This is a genomic window from Roseateles sp. (assembly GCF_031397715.1).
Lineage (GTDB): Bacteria > Pseudomonadota > Gammaproteobacteria > Burkholderiales > Burkholderiaceae_C > Paucibacter_A.
Genome location: NZ_JANNMI010000428.1, coordinates 1 through 19,487, shown reverse-complemented (window position 1 = coordinate 19,487; position 19,487 = coordinate 1). Strand labels below are relative to the sequence as shown.

The following is a 19,487-nucleotide window of genomic DNA, read 5'->3' as shown; positions in this document are numbered from 1 at the left end:
GAGGTGCTGGCCGCGATCTCGAGTTCGATCGCCGATACGGCACCGGTCTTTGAACGAATTCTCTCCAGCTGCGAGGCGCTGTTCGCCGGCAAGGTCGGGCAGATCACGATCGTCGGTGACGACGCGATGGTACGGCAGGCTGCGTACCATGGGTCGGGGCTCGAGAGTTCGTCGAAAATCTTTCCATTTCCGCTCGATGCGAACTCGGCCACCGGGCTCGCCATCGAGCGCAACGCCGTGCTGCACTATCCGGATATCGATCTGGATGCGAGCGTGCCGCCGATCGCCCGCACCGGATGGAACGCACAGGGACTGCGGGCGTTGCTCGTGGCGCCAATGATTTGGGAAGGGAAAGGCATCGGCGCCATATCTGTCGGCAGGGCGAATCCCGGTGGGTACTCGGACAAGGACATTGCGCTGTTGCGCACCTTTGCCAACCAGGCGGTGATCGCGATCCAGAACGCCCGCCTTTTCCACGAAATCGAGGACAAGAGCCGCCAGCTCGAGATTGCCAACCAGCACAAGTCGGCGTTCCTCGCCAGCATGTCGCACGAATTGCGCACGCCGCTCAACGCCATCATCGGCTTTTCCGAAGTGCTGCTGGCACGCCTCTTCGGCGAGCTGAACGTGAAGCAGGACGACTACCTTAACGACATCCACTCGTCCGGCAAGCATCTGCTGAACCTGATCAACGACGTGCTGGACCTGTCAAAGGTGGAGGCCGGCCGCATGGACCTCGATTTGGGCGAATTCGATGTGCCGGCAGCGCTCGCCGACGCCATGACGCTGATCCGCGAGCGCGCGATGAAGCACGGCATCGCACTCGGCCTCGAGGCGCCTGCCGATCTCGGGATCATCAACGCCGACCAGCGCAAGTTCAAGCAGATCCTGCTCAACCTGCTGTCCAATGCGGTCAAGTTCACCCCGGACGGCGGGCGAATCGACGTGACGGCAATGCGTGACGAAGGCGGAATCCAGGTCGCCGTGAAGGACACCGGCATCGGCATCGCACCCGAGGACCAGCAGGCTGTGTTCGAGGAATTCCGCCAGGTGGGCGCCGACTATACAAGCAAGCAGGAGGGCACCGGGCTTGGCCTCGCGCTCACCAGCCGGTTTGTCGAGTTGCACGGTGGGCGCATCTGGCTGGAAAGCACGCCGGGCAAGGGGTCGACCTTCTTCTTCACCATACCGAGCCACTCATGAGCCTGATACTCATCGTCGAAGACAATCCGCGCAACATGAAACTGGTCCGCGACGTGTTGCAGGTCAAGGGCCACACCACGCTGGAGGCGGTTACCGGGGAGGAGGGGATTGCGTTTGCGCTCGCGCACCAGCCGAACCTGATCCTGATGGATATCCAGCTACCGGGAATCAATGGCATCGACGCGCTGCGGGCGCTACGCGCCGATCCAGCCACGGCGAAGATTCCAGTGATCGCCGTGACGGCGTCGGTGATGCAGCAGGATCGCAAGCTGATCATCGAGGCCGGCTTCGACGGCTATCTCGGCAAGCCGATCAACCTCGTCGAGTTTCTTGCTGCGGTCAACGAAATGCTTGCGCGGCCGGTGGCTTGACCTGAGGCGCTTGGCCGAACGTACTGCTGCGCGCGGGGCGCCTCCGACTCGACCCTAGCATTGATTTTATGGCAAACTGCTTGGCGTGCACCATTGTTGCTGGCGGGGCTTTCTCCGCGGCACGGATGTCGTGGGATTTGCTGACTACCGGCGACGCCGACCGCATCGGATGTCAACAACGTTCATCCGGTCGGAACTCTTTGTCACGCGCGCGAGGCTAGCGTCAATGCTCGGTTTCTTTCAGCGGCTATTCGGATTCACCAGGCGACCGGAAAGCCCTCGGCTTGCGCAGATCCGGAATATCGTTCTGTTCGCAACGCTGAGGCCGAAGGAGCTGCGGGTCATCGATGGCTTGCTTCATGAGCGCCACTACCTGAAAGGCGAAGTCATCTTCGATCAGGGCGACGAGGGCCAGGCGCTCTACGCGGTGTTGAGCGGACGTATCCTGATCTACAGACGCACGGAACCGACCGTGGAATTGATTGCAGAAGTGCTTCCAGGTTCTGTGTTCGGTGAATTGGCCTTGCTGGGCGGCGCACCTCGCGTCGCGCAGGCTCGCGCGGCGGAGGATTGTGTACTGGCGGCGCTTTCCCGCGCCGACTTCGAACGCCTGATCGAGACGCACGGGGCCATCGCCTCGAGAATCGCGGTACAGCTTGCACGCGACCTCGGGCACAAACTTGCCACACGGCCTGTGGTGATCGAACCACCGAAGCTGTGAGACTTCCCTATCTTGCGTCCGGGCCGCTGGTCTGGCTCGTCACCATCGGCATCACCACACTGCTGCTGGTGGCGTCCGCGAAGGCGCTGTGGCTGGTGGTGCCATCGTTGCTGGCGATCATCCTGTACTACCTGATGTATCCGGTGGTGCACCGCCTGATGCTGGCGGGGATCAGTCGCGAAGCGGCGGCAGGCCTGGTGGCTGCCGGTGTCGCGTTGCTGGTAGTCGGCATCATGATTCCATTGGTGCCTTGGCTCGCCTCGCAGTCGATCGCAGGGGAGGCGACGTTTAATCGCTACCTCGCCGGTGGCCGTGAGCTCATCGATCGCACACTGATCGCGCTGGAGCAGCAGTTTGCCTTCCTCCGCCGGATGAACTTTCATGCAGAGGTGGGCAAGATGGCCACCGAGTTCGGCGAGAACACACTGCAAAAGAAGATCGGTGAAGCCCTGCTTGCGGCGGCAATGTGGCTGCCGTTCCTCCTGCTTGCACCATTCTTTGCGTTCTTCCTGCTTCGTGATGGCGGGCAATTCGCCAAGCTGCTCGCCGGCGAGGTCCCCAATGCATTTTTCGAACGCACGATCTACATGTTCAACAAGGTCGACGAGACAGCGCGCAACTACTTCCAGGGTCTGCTGAAACTTACGGTGGTCGACACGGTGTGCCTGGGACTGGGCCTGTCGATTGTCGGCGTGCCGAATGCACTGGTGCTGGGCCTGGTGGCGGCCGTGCTGCAATGGGTTCCAGTCGTGGGTTCGGCGATCGGCTGCCTCGTAGTCGTGTTGGTCGCGGCCACCGAGTCTCCTGGCGATCCCGGGATCGTCTACGCGGCCATTGGCGTGTTCGTCCTTGCGCGGCTGCTCGACAATTTCTTCTTCATTCCGCTGACCGTCGGCCGCAGCATCCGCATGCATCCGATGCCCACGGTGCTGATGGTCTTCATCGGGGGCGCGGTCGCCGGGGTGCCCGGGCTGGTGCTGGCGTTGCCGATGGCCGGAGTGGTGAGCGCGGTGGTGGGAACCATCGGCGGCATCATCCAGGATCCGCATCTGCGGGCACGGCACGCCTTCACCAAGTCGCTGCAGCAAACGCGGGTCAACGCCGACTTCAAGGTTTGAAGCGTCCCGGGCACTCCGCGTGCAGCGCCTCGCGCGCAATCGACACTGGTTACTTCATGTTGTCGGACGTGTCCGGTAGACCGGGGTTCCCCAGGCGCGCCGTCATTTCTTGTCCGGAGTAATCCGGAGGTTGGCGTAAACACCGTCGGCCGAGTCTACAAAGAGCCCCAGCGGACGCTTGGCGTTGCCGCGCGAAAGCCGCTCGACGACAAGACTGGGCGCCTTGGCATCGTCCACGAATACCTGCACGTTTGTGCTTGTCACCTTGATTCGCGCGTGAAACCAGCCGTCCGGATCCGGCACGGGGCGGACGGGCTTTTCGAACTGGCCGGGCCTTTCCTTGCGCAGGTGTTCCCACGTATGTTCGGGCCACGCAATGTACTGGACCGACCGGCCGTCAACGGGTGGCTCGGCCCTGAAGTTGAACGGTCGAAAGTAGACGCCCTCAAACGTCCGGTCGTCGACCACGTTGAACGCCACTCCGAGGAAACTGCGCTGCCTGAGGTTCTTGCCCTTGAGTTCGATCTCGATCACACCAGTGTCGAATTCGATACCGGTGGGTAGTGCCAAGCCGACGAGTCCGTTGGCCGAATCGCCCTTGGCCACCAGGCGGATCGCGCTCTTGCCGTCCACGTTCACGAGCTCGGCAGTGGCGTTCGATACTTTCCAGGCTATGGCGTCCGCGATGCGGGCAAGATCGGGAACATGCGACGTCTCACGTGCCGATGCCGAGACGGTGGCAAGGCAAGTGAGGGTGATGATGATTGCGTTCTTCATGCGTTGCGCCGGTGGTGTTGTCGCGTCAGACGGCACTTTACTGCGAAGAGGAGCGCCCGGGAGTACAGCTTGTGCAAGCCCAGCAGAACGCGGAACGCGAGACCAAGTGTGCGCTGTCCGGTGCGTGCGTTCACCACGGCGGCAACGGCGGAGCCGAAGTACAACCGCGTGCCTTCGGCCCCCATGCCCACGGCGGGGGTCACCATCAGCCATGACCGCGTGCGCCCCTGGAAGTCGGACATCAGCAGCTGATCCGTACCCCGGGCCTCGACGCGCCATGCCGCAAATGAATCAAGCGTGCCATCGGCAAGCCGGCGCGCCTCGTCGTCGGTGGAAGGCTTGGCGACCAGCCATGCCAGGACCACCCTTTCAGCCTTGAACAGGGCAGTGGTATAGAACGCTTCCACGTACTCGGCATGGGAAACGCGCCACGCAATCGCCGTGGCATAGCAGTCCGTATAGGCGCCCTCCCGCCGATACGTCGTCAACAAAGCGTCCGGTGGGAGATCACAGCGGTGAATTGAAGTCATGGCAACCGATGTTCGCACGGTTGCTGCGTCCGCACGGAATTGGGCGCCATCCCGATCGGAGACCCGCGGACCCTGGTGGTGAGCCACAAGCCATACGCTGGCCGACTCGAATTCGGAGGGGGCGATGAGGCGGATGTGCATACGTTGAGCCTGGCTATGGATTCTGGCCTGACCGCTTGCGCTCGTATTCCTCATACGACATCCGGTTGACGCGCGCCAGGCACGAACTGGTTTCTCCCGGGGGCAGGCGGCGACAGTCGTTCTCCGCCATGACTTTGGTCGTTTCGTAGAATGTCCTGGTGGAACATCCCGCCAGGGACGTCAGCAAGGCAAGCATCAGGAGCGTTTGCCCGGTAGTGCGAAACCACTTCATGTCATTGCCCGGACACGACGCTTGCTGCATCCTGGCTGCACCAGGCAGCCGTGTGACGAACAGCGAAGTCGTGGAACCGATGCGTCTTGTCATGTGCCATGGGTGACCTCCATTGAATTTCGCCGCCGCATCAGCCTATACGGTCTAGCGCCAGGACCATGACCGCGTCGTGGCGATCCGTCACCGGCTGGCGTCCCCGGCGGCATTGGAGAATTCCACGTCCTCGGCCGTGGCGGTGCCGGTCACGCGGCCGGGGTAGCTCAACCAGGTCATCGCGATGTTGAGTTCCTGGATGATATTCGCGGCCTCGATCTTCACGCCGTCGTCGAGTTCCATGGTGCCCGTGGTGTGCGCGTCCTTGATCAGGGTCAGGTCGTAGCCACGGTCCAGGGCACCGTACGCCGTGGCGCGAATGCACCAGTTGGTCGCGGCTCCCGCCAGCGCGATGCGCGTAGTTCCGAGTTTGGCCAGTTCCTCGTCGAGTGCCGTCGCTTCGAAGGACGAATTGAAGTGCTTGTGGATCAGTGGCTCGCCCTGCGCGGGTACCAGCTCCGGTACCCATTGCCACTCCGGGCTCCCGAACGCCAGCTGGTCGTCCGAGTGCTGCACCCAGATCACGGACACGCCTTGCGCGCGAGCCCGATCCACAACGCGCGAAACATTGCCGATGATTCGCGACGCGTCCCAGGACTCGCGCATCACGCCGACCTGCACGTCGACCACCATCAGGACGGTCTTGCTACCTTCACGCACCGTTGCCATTGCGCTTTCCTCCGGTTGAATCGAATTCCAATGCCCTCTGCCACTTCACCAGCAATTCGAACGTCGAATCCGGACTCTAGTCCGCACGCAATCTGCCGACGGCGGAATTTCCGGCGCCCGAAACCGGATGCAGGATTCCGGCCCGGCCAAGTCCGAACGGCGGCATGTTGACGTACACGTTCTCGTAAGTCCCCGGCGAGGCCGCGTAGGTTTCGTGCCAGATTCCCACCGAGCCGTCCGTGCCAACCGATTGGTTGAAGGCACGCCACGCGGGGAGGTGCTCTGCGTCCCGGTTCCTCGCATACGCCAGCAACTGCGCCATCGAGCGCCAGTACTGAACGAAAATGATCGTGCGCGAGAACCACATCTCGGCATGGAGGAAACCCAGCTCCGGCTTGCTTTGCAGTTCCTTGAGCATTCGCGGCATGGCGCGGGTGACCGGCAGCCACTTGTGCACCTGCAGCGGCTTGTTGATGCGCATGCCGATGAGAAAGACGACGAACTCGCCCTGCAGTCGGGATGTCAGCCGCTCGCTTCGGATCATGTGTGAAGACCTCCTGCTACTCGACTCAAGCCGGACCCGGTGGCCGGCAGTTAGAGTCCCGGGTGGCCGAGCGATCCGGCATCGCAGACCTCAACCCGGGATGTCCGGTTCAACCAGTGTGGCCAGCTGGGCAAGCGATTCCTGCCAGCCGAGATAGCACATCTCCAGCGGAATGGCGTCCGGAATCCCGTCCTGCACGATGCTGATCTCGGTTCCGCAAAGTACGGGCCTCAACGTCACCGAAACCTGCAGCACGCCTGGCAGGCCCGGGTCGTCGAACTTGTCCGTGTATCGAATCAATTCGCCTGGAACGAGTTCCAGATACTCTCCGCCGAAGGAGTGCCCGTTGCCCGTGGAAAAATTGTGGAACGACATCTGGAATGTTCCCCCGACCCTGACGTCCATATGATGCACTTTGCAGGTGAAACCATAGGGTGGAATCCACTTGCTCATCGCATCGGGTTCAAGGAAGGCGCGATACACCTTCTCGGGCTTGGCGCGAAGTACACGGTGAAGTCGAACGCTGCGCGAGGACATGTCCAGTCTTCCTTTGCTGGTCGGTTGATCAAATCGAAAATCACTCCCTTCAGGGCCTCAGATTCTATCGCGGCCACGATCGTTGCAAGCTCGGCGTACTCGTGGCGCGACCGAGTTGATCGCCGGCGTGTACGGGCGCCCGTGCTGCGCTACCTCGAAGCAATGAAAGCATCGATCCTCAACCGCCCTTCGCCGCCTGGCTGGCGAAGAAATCGAGAAGGGGCGTGTTGTAGTCTTCCAGCCAGAGATGCTTGAATGGATCCTTGTTGCCTCGCTTGGGAACGATGTACGGCTGGTTTGCCGCGAAGCCGTTGCTGATGAGCATTGCCGTCGCCTTGCGCATGCACGAAATGTCCACGATGCCGTCGGCCTCGTTGTGGAACTGCTTGAACGGCGGCCTGCGGCCCTTCGCGACCGGCCACTTCGCCTCGTGCGTCACCGCACTGGACGCGCAGGCGCCATCAATCACGATCTGCTTGCGTGTCTCGCGGTCGACCAGGATGCCCTTGGCGGATGTGCGCTCCGACAGCGTCGTGTCGCAGATGGTGTCGGTACCGTAGGGGTCGCCGGCCGACACCGGGGCGAACGCCGTGATCCTGTCGCCCAACTCGCCGCCGATGCGCGTCGTCATGTACCCGCCAGTGGACAGACCGGTGACGAAGACGGCTGGATTGCTGCCCCTGGGTCGCTTTGCGGGCACGGTCTCGGTGATGATCTTCTCGATGTAGGGAAGATCCAGGTTGGGCCGGCTGAGCACGGAAAAATCGAAGCGCTTGCCGCATGCGCGACCTTCGGCGTCGGTGACCTTGTCCGTGGTCGCGTCCAGGGCAAAGACTGCGAAGCCTCGCGCCAGCGCCATCTCCGCAAACCGGATCTGCGGCTGCACCAGGTTCCCGCCGGCACAGAAGTGATCGGCCTGGCCGCCGCCCCCATGCAGGACCAGGATGGCCCCGTTCTGCCAGCCCTCCCGCGGTCCCTTCCACATCAGCCGGCGCTCGAGGCCCGACACCTGAATGTCGACTCTTTGCCAGCCTTGCTGGATACATGTTTGCTCAAGGGCGTTGTCCGAACTCCTTGCCTGCATCGCGGCACCCGGCGCACGAACGGCGCGGCCGCCACATCCACCGACCACGGCCACAATCAGGAGGAACGAAACGGCGACCAGCAACCACCTGCTCAACATCACGCGTCCTCGTCAGAGGTCATGCTCGCCATGAAGTTCGAGCGCGCTTTACCAGCGGCCCGCGTCGAGGCGACTGTCAGGCATTTGGATCCTTGTCTGGCGCCCGTCGATAGATGACGTGATACACCAGGGCCACCAGCACACTGCCGCCGATGATATTACCCAGAATCACGGGCACGAGGTTGCCGAAGAAGCCAACCCACGTAATGGTATTGCCGCCCGCCCCAATGTTGTCCAACGTCTGCAGCAGCATGGCGAGCGGAAAGAAATACATGTTGGCGACGCTATGCTCGAAGCCGGCGGCAACGAACGCGGAGATGGGGAAGACGATTGCCACAACCTTGTCGACAACACTTCGTCCGGCCAGCGCCATCCAGATCGCCATGCAGACCAGGGCATTGCAGAGGATGCCCTTGAACAAGGCGGTCCAGAACGGCATGGCGGCCTTGACTTCGGCAATCCTGAGATATTCCTGGGCAATCGCACCGTTGTTCATATCGGGATGACGGGAAAGAAACACCAACACGGCCAACCCGACTGCGCCGATGAAATTGCCGCCGCAAACAACCGCCCAGTTCCGCAGCAGCTCGAGTGTGGAAATCTTCCCGTCGGCCCAGGCCATTGCCAGCAGATTGTTCCCGGTGAACAACTCGGCGCCGGCGATGACCACCAGGATCAATCCCAGGGAAAAGGCCACCCCGCCCAATACCTGCCGGGCGGCAAAGCCCAGGGACGGATCGGATTTGACGATTACGAAGTAGAGCGCACCCAAGCCGATAAAGGCTCCGGCCAATACACTCAGCATCAGCATGGAAAGCAGCGGCAGACGCGCCTTGGTCACGCCGATCGTTTCGACCTGCGCGGCGATTTCCCTGGGCGAGAAGGCTCCGAAACCGAAGATTTCAGACATGGCGCACTCTGCAGTTACAAAGTTTGACAGTTGACATGAGTGGCGTGACCCGGACGGTTCGGTCGCGTCTTCTCGATCGAAATGTCAGATCGCAGTCGCATGGGGGGTCTCCTGCCGTTCTCCAGCAGATTCTCTCTCACGGCCAACCGCCTGTGAAGTAGATGACTTGACCGGTCACGAACTGCGAACGCCCCGAAGCACGAAAGGCATCTAACGTACCAGGCAAACAGGCGATACCGGCCCGTCCGGTCGAGTACATGGCTAGGCAATGGAGCGTGCAGCATGGGCGTGCTCGCTCACCTTCCCATTTTCCGCGGCAATCAGATAGGCAGTGGCTTCCGGCCGCCAACTAACGACCTCCTGCAAATTGGTGCCCACATACAGCATCGCCGCGCCATCATCGATCGCAACACGCGGCCCGGATACTCCTGCGGCGACATCCTCGTGCAGTCGGCGCCGACGTTTCGGTTCGCTACTGTAGTGAACGCAGCATCCTCCCGGCAACAGACCCAGGCATTGCAGCGGCTTCAGATCTGCGCCCCAGTAGGAATCCGTAAGGCCGTGTTCGAACCAGCACATCGCGCCCGCGCTCATGCCCGAGAGCAGGATGCCACGGCGCCATGCCTCGGCAAGTACGAGGTCCAAGCCCCACTCGCGCCATACGGCCAACGCCGACTTGGTATTCCCGCCACCTACGAATATCGCGTCCTGAGCGAGTAGTGGTTCCGCAAAGTCAGCCAAAGGGATCGATGCAAGAAATGGCTTGCGAAAGAAGGCCAAGTGGGCAGGCTCACAGCCCAAGGGTTCGAAAGCTGCATAGAACCTCTCGATGTGCTCGACTGAATCACCACTCGGGGTGGGGATGAAGCATATTTTTGGTCGCTCGCGACCGGTCAACTGGGCGATGAATCGATCGATAGGGGACGGCTCATCCTCCATCAGGAATCCGCCGCCACCGATGGCAAGAATTCGTGGGGCCATTGCTTAACAGGTTGTTAAAAATAGAAATTGCATGTCAACTCCACGAAATGTCGACCTCGCAGAACGACCTGCAAGGGACTCTGTTTCGTCGGGAGGGGTCAGACGACACGGAAAAATGCTCACTTTCATCGCGGCGAATCGCTTTTCAACAGCCTGCTAACGACTGAGCTCAGGGACGCGCTGCTTGCGCCGCGCCCCCTGGAGCGATGCGCTGACCACTCAAGAACGGTCCGATCCGGGTAAAGCGTTGAACACTACGGGCTTGAGCGGCTCGGTGTTCACGTGCAACTGAAAGATATCTGGCCTCGAATAGTGCCCGACGGTGTCCAGGCTGCGCCGGGCAACCCCGACGAGTTCCACGTCGATGTCCGCATACAGGATCCCGAGTTCGTTATGCAACGGCCCTGCCACGATCTTGCCGCCGGGGGCGACAACTACCGAATCGCCGGCGTTTATCCAATCGTCCGCGTTTGGATACAGCTCGGCCTTGCCGGGAACGGCATCCGGGATGTGGCGCGCCTGAAAGGCGCTGCCGCTCCCGATTACCCAGCAGCCACCTTCGCGCGCGATGTGTTGCATCGTGGCAATCCAGCGCTCGCCGGTGTCGTAGGTCGGCGCTATGTAGATGTCGACGCCCTGGGCATAAATGGCGCACCGTGCAAGGGGCATGTAGTTCTCCCAACAAATGAGCGTTCCGATCCGACCGCACGGCGTTTCGATCACCCGCAGGCCTGAGGCGTCCCCGAAGCCCCAGACCATGCGCTCGGGGTTCGTTGGCATGAGCTTGCGGTGACGGTTGAGTATCGTGCCGTCCGGCCCGATCACGACGACGCTGTTGTAGATCGTGCTCCTGCTGAAGTCGGTATCGCGTTCGTTGATGCCACATACGACGGTGACCTTGTTCTGCTTTGCGGCTTCACGAAGAGGCGTGAGGTCGTCGCCGTCCACGCAGACGGAGTTGGCGAGTAGCAGGGAGTGCAGTCGTTCAGAAAGCGTCATGTCCCCGCCGGGACGAAGGCGCCAGATCCATGCTGGATACCCTGGTATGAACGTCTCGGGGAAGACAACCAACTGCGCGCCGGCCCCGGCAGCCTCCCGCACGCTGGTCACTGCGGTGGCGGTCGTCTCGGCCTTGTTCAGGAAAGTTGGTGGACGTTGAACGATTGCAATGCGCGGCATTTTCCACCTCGGTTATCGTGAATGGCAAACGGATCAAACTGGCTTGAGGGTCCCCGAGACCAGGCGATCTGTCGAACAGCGAAGGCTACCGACCACAAGGGTGCTGCGGGGCGGATTACAACTGCCTGATCTGCACCTTCCGCCACTTGATGGGGCCACCGAGGGCGTCTTTGGGGCCGCTGGCATACTGAAGGGCGAACGGTCCCTGCGCGAACTTGCTGTTCTGAATATTGACGGTCTGGATGCCGTTCAGCATGACCGTCAGCTGCGAGCCCTTGGCGGTGATCTCAAAGGTGTTCCACTTGCCACCAGCCTTGGGCATAGGCGAAACCGCGGCGAAATCGACGATTGCCCCGGTGCCATAGGCCGGTTCGGGACGCTGGTCGTAGATGTTCACCTCGTAGGAATTCGCGGCATTGATCTTGGCCGGATCGGAAAGGCGAATGAAAATTCCACTGTTCGTGGTGTGATCGGCCCAGAACTCGGCCCTGATCTGAAAATCCTGGTACGAGTTCTTCGAGACAAGGAAGCCGCTCTTGCCCTTGTCGGCCACGATCACGCCGTCTTCCGCTCTCCAGTTGGCATCGCCGACGCGGTTCCAGTTGTCCAGGCCCGCGCTGCCGTCAACCAGCGTGATCCACCTGGTGTCCTGACCGGACATTTGTGCACAGCCAAAACCCGCGACTCCGATAACCAGCAGCCCCATGGCGATTACAGACAGACGCTTCATTACGGTCTCCCCTCAGTTGAAACAACATGGAAGCGACAAAAAATCCCGCTTCTCTCCTCCGCCTACGCTGGTCGCTGCGCTCCAGAGCCAGCGCAAACGTTGCCGCTTGGTGCCACCAGGTTCGGTGGCATCTGCACCTGCGCCTACGCCTGCATCTGCGAGATAGGCTACGCCCCTTTGTCCCGGAACGCCGGGCTGGGCGGCATCGGTGCCGTCGCCCGGGCGGACTCAACGTTTCGGGGTGCCAAGGGCCGGACGGTTCTTGCGGTAAGAATTTTTCAGGAAAATCCTGCCGTCTCGAAAGGTGAACAGGTCACACCCATCGACTTCGACGCGCGTGCCGTCTACCCGCGTTCCTGTAAACGTCCACTCCGACACCCCCCGGTCCTCACAGACAAAATGACGCGCGTTGCCCCATTGGGCATCAGGGAAGGTTGTCCAGACCTCCGCGAAGCCGGCTCGCACGGCCTCGCGGCCTACGTACCGCGTTCCGCAGACTTCCGAACCTGCAGAGGCTTCGAAAACACAATCCTCAGTCATGAACGACATGAGAGCGTCGATATCGTGGCGATTCCACGCTTCGGCAAACGCCTGCAACATTTCCGTGGTGACCAGATGTTGTGCAGACTTCATGCCATGAACTTGCGAATGGAGCCGCAGACCGAAAGCAACTGCCGATCATTCATGCGGCCGATTATGTTTCGAGTGACCGTGCCCATCACCTTCTGTACGCCAGACATTCCAAGTGCGGCGGACTGCTGCACTACAAAGTTCGCCTTCGTGGCCTTCAGCGATTGCAGAAAGTACTGATCCATACCGCAATCCGTCAACTCAAGAATCAGTTCAGTGAGGCGCCCGGAGTGAGCTGTTGCCTTCTCAGCATTCTCGACGCCCTCGAGCACTTCAATGGTCTTCATGCGCAGTTCTTGCGAGTGGTGGAAGCGCAGGAAGGGCTTGGATCCAGTTTCGGCGGCCTTCCGCGGCGCTCGCTCGGCAGCGATTGGCGCAGCGCGTTTCGGTGACGTTGGCATGGTTCTGTCCTTGTCGTGGGGTAATCACCATCGTACGCGTCGTCACTGTTCTCTGATGCGAACGCGTCGCGAGATCGGTTTGTGTTGCCTAGAGAAACCAGGTAACCGGCGCGCCGCCGGTGACGTCGACAGGAACGAAGGCCTTAACCGGCACGTCCGAGTTGCCCAAGGGGTTAGGCTTCACTGCGGATACCAGTCGAAGTGATGCGAGCCGAGTGTGAAGATACCTATGCCTGACGCCTGCTCGGGGAGACGAAAGAGGACTTCACCGTCCGGAGAGGCGACTGTACTTCCGCCACCTTCGATGCTTTCTTCTGGACGATTGAGGGCATTCGGCCAGTTGGTCTGGACCACGTAAGCCCTTGTGGCCTGTGCCAGGCGTTGGATGTTGCGCACGTACTCGGGCGGGTTCGTCCGTGGTTTCTCCGGATCCTGACGTAATGCACCTGGAACGAAGATAAGGTCCACCGCGCCAGGTGGTAGTTCGGCAGACACTGACCCAAGGTCTTCGACCTCCCGGCAAATCACTGCGGAGCAGCGTAGACCCTGGAGCGTGCCGATGGGACGCGATGACCCTCGTGCAAAAAACGTCGCCTCGGGATCGGTGAGGCCCTGTTTAGGAATAGTTGCGGTTGTCACGCCGCGCTCGTCGATCAGTAGATGCGAGATGAACCTGGCTCCGTCGTCAGCGAATGTCGGCGCACCAACGGCAATACCGAGCGACAACTCTGCTCCGTACGTCTGAAGCTCATTCATGGCTGACGACACCAACGCAGGCGTCGCCTCGTGTGCTATCTGTCGGTGAAAACCGGTGACCGCGAGTTCTGAAAAGCCACAAATCTGCGCCCCCTGGGCCTGCGCTAGTTGCATCGCCCAGCGGATGGACGCAACGTTCTCTCGCGTGGTCCAGTGCATCGTGATCTGAGCAATTGCAATGCAGTGCGTCATGTGGTGGGTTGCGAAGCCTGACGTTTGAAACGAGGCGCGGCCGCAAGTGGGCGAAGCCCGCTTGCGGAAGTCCCCTCGATGGAAGGGTTAGGCCTCGGATTCGTGGCAAACAACCTCGATGTTGTGCCCGTCCGGACCAATGACGAAAGCTGCATAGTAGTTCGCGTGGTAGTGCGGGCGCAGACCAGGCGCACCATTGTCCTTGCCGCCTGCCTCCAGGGCCGCGCCATAGAAAGCGTTGACTTGCTGGCGATTTTCGGCCGTGAACGCCAAGTGAAGATGCGCCGGCTTCTCCTCGGTTTGGTACAGGCACAATGAAGCCTTACCCTTTGGGCTAAGCTCGACACCGTACGTCGGCGCCCCCTCAGAGACAACAGCTACGCCAAGCGGTTGAAGCGCCTTGAGGAAGAACGCTTTGCTCGCTGCATAGTCGCTGACTCCGAATTTGACGTGGTCAAACATGGGTTCTCGTGAAGTGTGTGGACCGTTCGGACCCTTACGAACTAAGGCAAGCGGCGTGCACCGGAGACGTCGACAAGAATGAAGACCTTAACCGGCATGTCCGAGTTGACCGCCGGGTCATGCCGCAGTTTCAATGGGCACTTCCCAGCCCGGGAATACAAGTACGGCCGGATGACAACGAAGTGCACGCGCAAGTACTTTCGCGCGCTCAACGCCAAGGCGAATGCGGTCATTTTCGATGGCGGAGAGAGTCGCTTGCGGAACACCGCTTAGCTTGGCGAGCTGATTTTGGCTAAAGCCTTGAAGCTCTCGCAGGATGCGCACAGATTCACCAACCGAAACCGGAGCACGCTTCTTGGCGGAGCGAAATTCTTTCATCTAGGGTCTCCGGTAATCATGTGCAGTGATGGACATGACTTGAAAGGTCAATTCGTCGGGGAGGGCACGGTAGATCACGCGATACTGAGCACCGAGGTGGGAGGATCGATGGCCCTTCCAGGTGCCGGAGAGTGTTTCGTCGTGAAACCCGGAGATCTGGCGCAACCCGAGCGGACCCGAGATCGCCGCGATGTCCTTCCATTTCTCGTAGCGTTTTAAAGCCTCTTGCGGCACCACCACACATTGCCTGTCAACGCGACGGTGCTCGAAGATTGGCCACATACCATATTATAGATATACCATATATGGCATGTCAAGCGCTCACAACGCATGCACGCGGTGGATGTGTGCCGACGTGATGCCTAACGTTCGATGTTGGGGTTAGACGACACTGCTGTACGGCCCAACCAATCGGTAACGCACTGCGGGCACAGACAGGTCAGCGCAGCGACGCCATGTGCGCGGCCAGCGACTCGATCTCAGCGTTGCTGAGGTCGGCAAGGAGCGGGTCTGGCTTCGCGGCGGTTCCGTGCGACCGGGTGCCTCCCCGCATGAGCTGTAACGACCAGGCGGTGTAACGGGCCTTTTGCCCGGCGAGCCTTGCCGCGCCGGCGTCCGTCCCCTGCAACGCCGGACCGTGGCAGTCAGCACATCGCAAGCGATCGGCCAATGCGCGGCCGGCATCGCTGCCGGAGGACTCCGGGGAGAGGGGGGGTAGCAGAGCCGCATAGTGTTCGGCGAGGTCGTCGACATTCTGCTCGCTCAACTCCGCCGCGAGGCTCACCATCACCGGAGCGGTCCGCTTGCGGTCGCGGAAGGCACGCCACTGCGCAATGAAGGCGGCTTTCGGCTGCCCTTCGAGCAGCGGGTGCGTGGAGTGGCTCGCGTCCGTAGACGAGTGGCAGGATACGCAGCGCGCCGCGGCGAGCCGTGCGCCGGCTGCCACGTCGCCGGCCGCCGTGCCGTGCGCGACCAGCAGGCATCCCCCCAGCGCAGAGGCTGCAACCGCGTACCGAGCACGATCAATGATCACGTCGCATTCTTCCGGGTGGAGCACAGGGCTCGCAGTTCGGCGAAATCAGATCATCAAGATACATTGGTTCGAGCTGTCTGGCGGCTAAGCTCACCGGACCGGCGCGCTGGCCAGATCAGAGCAACGAGAACTTCAACGGCCCGCTGCGCCAGTATCTGCCCAAAGGAACTTGCATGGCCGCTGTCGCTCAAGCCCGCTTCAATCAGATCGCCGCCGACCTCAACCACCGACCGCGGAAGCGACACGGCTTCAAAAAACCCGCCACTCTGTATCATCGAAACTAACTGGCGTTGCACTTGCTCGTTGAATCCAGGCTTACACATGGGAAGCCGATCCAACTCGCGCGAGAACGAGCGGCATCACCGCAAACAGCGCGAGCATTGCCAGATAGACGATGCCGGAGACCGGATCCCGGCTGGCGACAAACTCGCCAAGCGTCCGATCCTGAAGAACGACAGCAAGCAAGACTTCGGCGGCGACCAGCAGACCCAGCGCAAGAAACCCGGCCCCCAGGCGGGCCAAGACATTGGCGGGCAGGTTGAAATGCTTGGTGATGAATCGCGCCGACACCAATACCACGACAAACATCAATGGCATTTCGATGAGTTCAGCTACCCGTTCGCCGAGGCGCGGCACCAGAAAGGGCACGCGTATCGATCCCAGCACAAAGCCTGTGCCGAATACCAGCGCGAAGTACATAATGCCGGCCTTGATGGTTCGGGTGGGGAGATTGCTCATCAATCGATCATCGGCCGCAGGGCTGCGCGAATTCAAACCAGCACCGCCTCTACCGGACGACGCAGTGAAGAAGGCAGTTTCGGACCGCGCCCGAAGCGAACGACAAGATCGGGCCTGCGCTTACCGACATCCAAGAAAGCGGCAAACTGCGGCCGCAGCGCAGACACCTCCACGGGTTGATTGAGCATCGCATTGCGAATGCCCAACGCAGCCGACTGCAACGCGAAGCGTTCATAGCAACGTCCCACTTCCACCCACTGGGCCGCGCCCGGGGTGTCCGAGACGAATATCGCGATGCCGGCCGAACTCCGCACGTGTTTCGCGTATTTGTCGTTCTCGCTCTTCTGGGTAAAGAACAAGCCGAAGAGCAGGCTACCCAGCCATGTCGGCGAAGGCAGATTGCCGGAAGATGCCGCGTAGAGCCCATCGCCCGTTCGAACGGCCTCGTCATCGCTGAAGCGAATCCATTTCTTCAATTCCTCGACGAAGGCGGGATCGTTCATCTGGGCCGTATTGCCTTGAACGACATACTCAAGGACCCTCTCCATCGCCTGCCGTTCGGTCAGGAGGATCAACCGAACGCCATTGCCGGTACCAGCCTTCTCAAGCAGTTCGAGTTCTTGCCGGGCGAGAGGCTGCCCGTCATACTCGCCGCGAGTGCTCTGACGCTCCGTTATCGCCTGAAACAGTTTTGATGCGACGGGGTTTGTCGGCTCCAAAGCCACACGCAGCGCAGTACCCCCTGTGGCGTCAAAGCCGGCGTGTCCCTTCAGGCCGTTGGCCAAAGCCGCCTGGATCAGGTTCTCGGCTGCGCACCCGAGGGAGACGAAAAGGTGGTGATCATCCGGGTCGACAGCGGGACACCGGCGCGAAAGGTCCGGCAAAATCGAGATGGCGCCATCCTCTAGGCGAAATTTCCAGCATTGAGTGTTATGGCTCGACGGCGCCAAAGTCGCGTAGCGCACGAGTTCATGCAGAAGTGCGGCCTTGTCGCCAGCGGCACCCTTGCCGTGACGCCACGTGCGATCCGCAACATCTTGGTAACTGTCTACACCGGATTCCGTTGAGCACGACGGTAAACCCGCCATTGCCCCGACGGAAGCCAGCGAGGCAAAGATGAATTCTCTCCGAGAAGACATGGCTCAGTTTCCTTCTCAGTAAGCCTAACGAAACCAGGTAACCGGCGCGCCGGTTGGTGCTGAAATGAACGAAGACCTGAACGGCGCGTTCGAGTTGACCGCTGGGTTGGGCCGCACTCTCTGTACTACTGAGACTCGACTTTAATGCGCCTGCCCTGGAGGTTGGATTCGCCACTTCTAAGAGTCTTGTCATCGAGGTCGCGCGTAATCGACTTCGCAGTCCCGATAAACTCGTCGGCAGACTCCCCTAGCTTGATGCGAAGCGTGGTCTTTGTACTGCCAACCCACTTGCGGTCCTCGTCGAAGCGGAAGGCGATGTAGGTGGCTTCAAAATCTCGGGGCGCCAATTGCTTCCATGCTCCATGTCCGCCACTGAGAGTCGGATGCGTATCGCCGCTTCGAAAGAACGTGCGATCAGACGAGAAGGTCAGCATGTTCTTGCCGACGCCGCGGCCTCGTTCGGAGGTAACCAGCCAAGCACCAATCAAGGGCGAAGTGGGGCTCACCAACTGGCCATGAACTGCGCATCCAGCCACAAGAGAGGCTGCTAAGATGACTGCCAGAATAGGCGAGCGAGTTTGCACAGTGATGATCTCCGTTTGACACAAGCATACGCCGCGAAGGCGGGATTGGTATGTGGGGGATGGCGTGCGTTGCTGTGCGGTCTAACGGCTTATTTAACCGGCGCGCGCGGCGGGAGCGAAGCCCCGCCCTCGCGCGTCTTTGTTGACCGAATGGGTTAGGCGGCATGGATAAGGCTAACCAGCAAACGCGGTAGGCAGCTCGACAGCTGCGAACAATCCGCAATGATCCGTCACTGAATCAGCTCGTCCGCGCGCAACAGCAGCGGCTGCGGAAGCGTGAGCCCAATCGCCTTGGCAGTCTTGAGATTGATGACCAGCTCGAACTTCGTAGGTTGTGAGACGGGCAGGTCTTCGGGCTTAGCGCCCTTCAAGATCTTATCTACATACGTGGCGGCTTGCCGAAAGTTATCGCGAATGCTGGGCCCGTAGGACATCAAGCCTCCCGCGTCGACGAACGCCCGATCTTCGAACATGGCGGGGATACGTTGTTGTACAAGGAAGTCGACAATTCGCTCCCGGTGACGGAGGGTGAATGGTTCTGCGGTGACCAAAACTACGTCCGGCCGATCGATTGAGAGACCGCCGAGTGCCGACTCGAGCTCGTCAAGGTTTCGCACCCCGATGCGCAGAAGTGTTACCCGCGACCGATCAGCGGCAACCTGCGTCTCCTTCACCCGGAGGGCCATTCCAGGATTCGATATGTCCCACAGAATGGTGGTCCGAGAGACCCGCGGGAGAGCCTCACGCAGTAATTCCATTCGCTTCCCGCTGAGGTCCGACGACATGAGCGACAGGCCAGTAACGTTTCCGCCTGGTCGCGCAAGACTGACGATGACCCCCGCACCTACGGGATCAGCGCTGGCAGCAAACACAATGGGAATCGTCTGAGTCGCGTGCTTGGCGGCGAGACTCGCCGGAGTGCCCGACGTGACGATCACATCCACCGGAACGTTCACCAACTCGGTTGCGAGATCTGCGAGGCGATCGACCCTGCCATCTGGGGATCGGTATTCCGTAATGACGGTCTGGCCCTCAATGTAGCCGCGTTCACGCATGGCTTGCCGGTACGCATCGAGGAAAGACTCATTCATCGCTGCCGCGCTTGAAGACAACCATCCCACTCGTGGCGTTTTCCGTGGCTGCTGCGCATCGGCGGCGATTGGCAGGGCGACAAGGCCCCCAGCGAGCGTGCCGATGAATTTTCGCCGGTCCATCACAGATTCACCTCATCCCCAAACGACGTCCGACAATAGTA

General features: G+C 60.8%; 25 protein-coding genes. 4 read left to right on the top strand and 21 right to left on the bottom strand.

Annotation, left to right across the window (positions count from 1 at the left end; translation table 11 throughout):
* The 4 genes from RMO57_RS18810 to RMO57_RS18795 all read left to right on the top strand — a co-directional run.
* A partial coding sequence (locus RMO57_RS18810; protein WP_310389263.1) for a GAF domain-containing sensor histidine kinase occupies window positions 1–1,203 on the top strand: 1,203 nt, incomplete at its 5' end.
* A complete protein-coding gene (locus tag RMO57_RS18805) occupies window positions 1,200–1,574 on the top strand; it encodes a response regulator (RefSeq protein WP_310389262.1) in 375 nt (124 codons plus the stop codon). The genes RMO57_RS18810 and RMO57_RS18805, both read left to right, overlap by 4 nt.
* Before the next feature lie 226 nt (window positions 1,575–1,800).
* On the top strand, window positions 1,801–2,295 hold the full coding sequence (locus tag RMO57_RS18800; RefSeq protein WP_310389260.1) for a cyclic nucleotide-binding domain-containing protein: 495 nt from the start codon (window positions 1,801–1,803) through the stop codon (window positions 2,293–2,295).
* On the top strand, window positions 2,292–3,413 hold the full coding sequence (locus tag RMO57_RS18795) for an AI-2E family transporter (RefSeq protein ID WP_310389258.1): 1,122 nt from the start codon (window positions 2,292–2,294) through the stop codon (window positions 3,411–3,413). Before RMO57_RS18800 ends, RMO57_RS18795 begins: the two co-directional genes overlap by 4 nt.
* Window positions 3,414–3,515: 102 nt before the next feature.
* Here RMO57_RS18795 and RMO57_RS18790 read toward each other — a convergent pair whose 3' ends face one another.
* From RMO57_RS18790 to RMO57_RS18690, 21 genes are all read right to left on the bottom strand, one after another.
* Entirely contained in the window at window positions 3,516–4,190 is a 675-nt protein-coding gene (locus RMO57_RS18790; RefSeq protein WP_310389256.1) for a hypothetical protein, read from the bottom strand.
* A complete protein-coding gene (locus RMO57_RS18785) occupies window positions 4,187–4,720 on the bottom strand; it encodes a hypothetical protein (protein ID WP_310389254.1) in 534 nt (177 codons plus the stop codon). Before RMO57_RS18785 ends, RMO57_RS18790 begins: the two co-directional genes overlap by 4 nt.
* Window positions 4,721–5,273: 553 nt before the next feature.
* Window positions 5,274–5,855, bottom strand: coding sequence for a cysteine hydrolase family protein (locus tag RMO57_RS18780; protein WP_310389252.1), 582 nt, complete (start codon window positions 5,853–5,855; stop codon window positions 5,274–5,276).
* A 76-nt stretch (window positions 5,856–5,931) separates the two neighbouring features.
* Entirely contained in the window at window positions 5,932–6,399 is a 468-nt protein-coding gene (locus RMO57_RS18775) for a DUF4188 domain-containing protein (protein WP_310389250.1), read from the bottom strand.
* Window positions 6,400–6,489: 90 nt separating this feature from the next.
* Window positions 6,490–6,936, bottom strand: coding sequence for an SRPBCC family protein (locus tag RMO57_RS18770; RefSeq protein WP_310389249.1), 447 nt, complete (start codon window positions 6,934–6,936; stop codon window positions 6,490–6,492).
* A gap of 178 nt (window positions 6,937–7,114) precedes the next feature.
* On the bottom strand, window positions 7,115–8,104 hold the full coding sequence (locus RMO57_RS18765; RefSeq protein WP_310389247.1) for a hypothetical protein: 990 nt from the start codon (window positions 8,102–8,104) through the stop codon (window positions 7,115–7,117).
* A 91-nt stretch (window positions 8,105–8,195) separates the two neighbouring features.
* Window positions 8,196–9,029, bottom strand: a complete 834-nt coding sequence (locus RMO57_RS18760) for a formate/nitrite transporter family protein (protein ID WP_310389245.1) — start codon at window positions 9,027–9,029, stop codon at window positions 8,196–8,198.
* A 261-nt stretch (window positions 9,030–9,290) separates the two neighbouring features.
* Window positions 9,291–10,010, bottom strand: a complete 720-nt coding sequence (locus RMO57_RS18755; protein ID WP_310389243.1) for a peptidase E — start codon at window positions 10,008–10,010, stop codon at window positions 9,291–9,293.
* A gap of 219 nt (window positions 10,011–10,229) precedes the next feature.
* A complete protein-coding gene (locus RMO57_RS18750) occupies window positions 10,230–11,189 on the bottom strand; it encodes a carbon-nitrogen hydrolase family protein (RefSeq protein ID WP_310389241.1) in 960 nt (319 codons plus the stop codon).
* A 115-nt stretch (window positions 11,190–11,304) separates the two neighbouring features.
* Window positions 11,305–11,919 carry a DUF1080 domain-containing protein gene (locus RMO57_RS18745; RefSeq protein WP_310389239.1) on the bottom strand — a complete coding sequence of 205 codons (615 nt, stop codon included), beginning with the start codon at window positions 11,917–11,919 and terminating at the stop codon, window positions 11,305–11,307.
* A 228-nt stretch (window positions 11,920–12,147) separates the two neighbouring features.
* Complete coding sequence (locus RMO57_RS18740; protein WP_310389237.1) at window positions 12,148–12,552, bottom strand: nuclear transport factor 2 family protein; 405 nt, start codon at window positions 12,550–12,552, stop codon at window positions 12,148–12,150.
* Window positions 12,549–12,950 carry a hypothetical protein gene (locus tag RMO57_RS18735; RefSeq protein ID WP_310389236.1) on the bottom strand — a complete coding sequence of 134 codons (402 nt, stop codon included), beginning with the start codon at window positions 12,948–12,950 and terminating at the stop codon, window positions 12,549–12,551. Before RMO57_RS18735 ends, RMO57_RS18740 begins: the two co-directional genes overlap by 4 nt.
* Before the next feature lie 180 nt (window positions 12,951–13,130).
* Complete coding sequence (locus RMO57_RS18730) at window positions 13,131–13,898, bottom strand: carbon-nitrogen hydrolase family protein (protein ID WP_310389234.1); 768 nt, start codon at window positions 13,896–13,898, stop codon at window positions 13,131–13,133.
* An 87-nt stretch (window positions 13,899–13,985) separates the two neighbouring features.
* Window positions 13,986–14,360: a VOC family protein gene (locus RMO57_RS18725; protein ID WP_310389232.1), complete on the bottom strand. Its 375-nt coding sequence runs from the start codon at window positions 14,358–14,360 to the stop codon at window positions 13,986–13,988.
* 117 nt (window positions 14,361–14,477) lie between these two features.
* Complete coding sequence (locus tag RMO57_RS18720) at window positions 14,478–14,738, bottom strand: helix-turn-helix transcriptional regulator (protein WP_310389230.1); 261 nt, start codon at window positions 14,736–14,738, stop codon at window positions 14,478–14,480.
* Window positions 14,739–15,020, bottom strand: coding sequence for a hypothetical protein (locus RMO57_RS18715; RefSeq protein WP_310389229.1), 282 nt, complete (start codon window positions 15,018–15,020; stop codon window positions 14,739–14,741).
* A 157-nt stretch (window positions 15,021–15,177) separates the two neighbouring features.
* Window positions 15,178–15,771 (bottom strand): c-type cytochrome, encoded by a 594-nt coding sequence (locus RMO57_RS18710; protein ID WP_310389227.1) that lies wholly within the window; start codon window positions 15,769–15,771, stop codon window positions 15,178–15,180.
* A gap of 315 nt (window positions 15,772–16,086) precedes the next feature.
* A complete protein-coding gene (locus RMO57_RS18705) occupies window positions 16,087–16,509 on the bottom strand; it encodes a hypothetical protein (RefSeq protein WP_310389225.1) in 423 nt (140 codons plus the stop codon).
* 32 nt (window positions 16,510–16,541) lie between these two features.
* Window positions 16,542–17,648: an Acg family FMN-binding oxidoreductase gene (locus tag RMO57_RS18700; RefSeq protein WP_310389223.1), complete on the bottom strand. Its 1,107-nt coding sequence runs from the start codon at window positions 17,646–17,648 to the stop codon at window positions 16,542–16,544.
* Between the two features lie 125 nt (window positions 17,649–17,773).
* On the bottom strand, window positions 17,774–18,136 hold the full coding sequence (locus tag RMO57_RS18695) for a hypothetical protein (protein ID WP_310389222.1): 363 nt from the start codon (window positions 18,134–18,136) through the stop codon (window positions 17,774–17,776).
* 326 nt (window positions 18,137–18,462) lie between these two features.
* Window positions 18,463–19,446: an ABC transporter substrate-binding protein gene (locus RMO57_RS18690; RefSeq protein ID WP_310389220.1), complete on the bottom strand. Its 984-nt coding sequence runs from the start codon at window positions 19,444–19,446 to the stop codon at window positions 18,463–18,465.
* Window positions 19,447–19,487 lie beyond the last annotated feature (41 nt).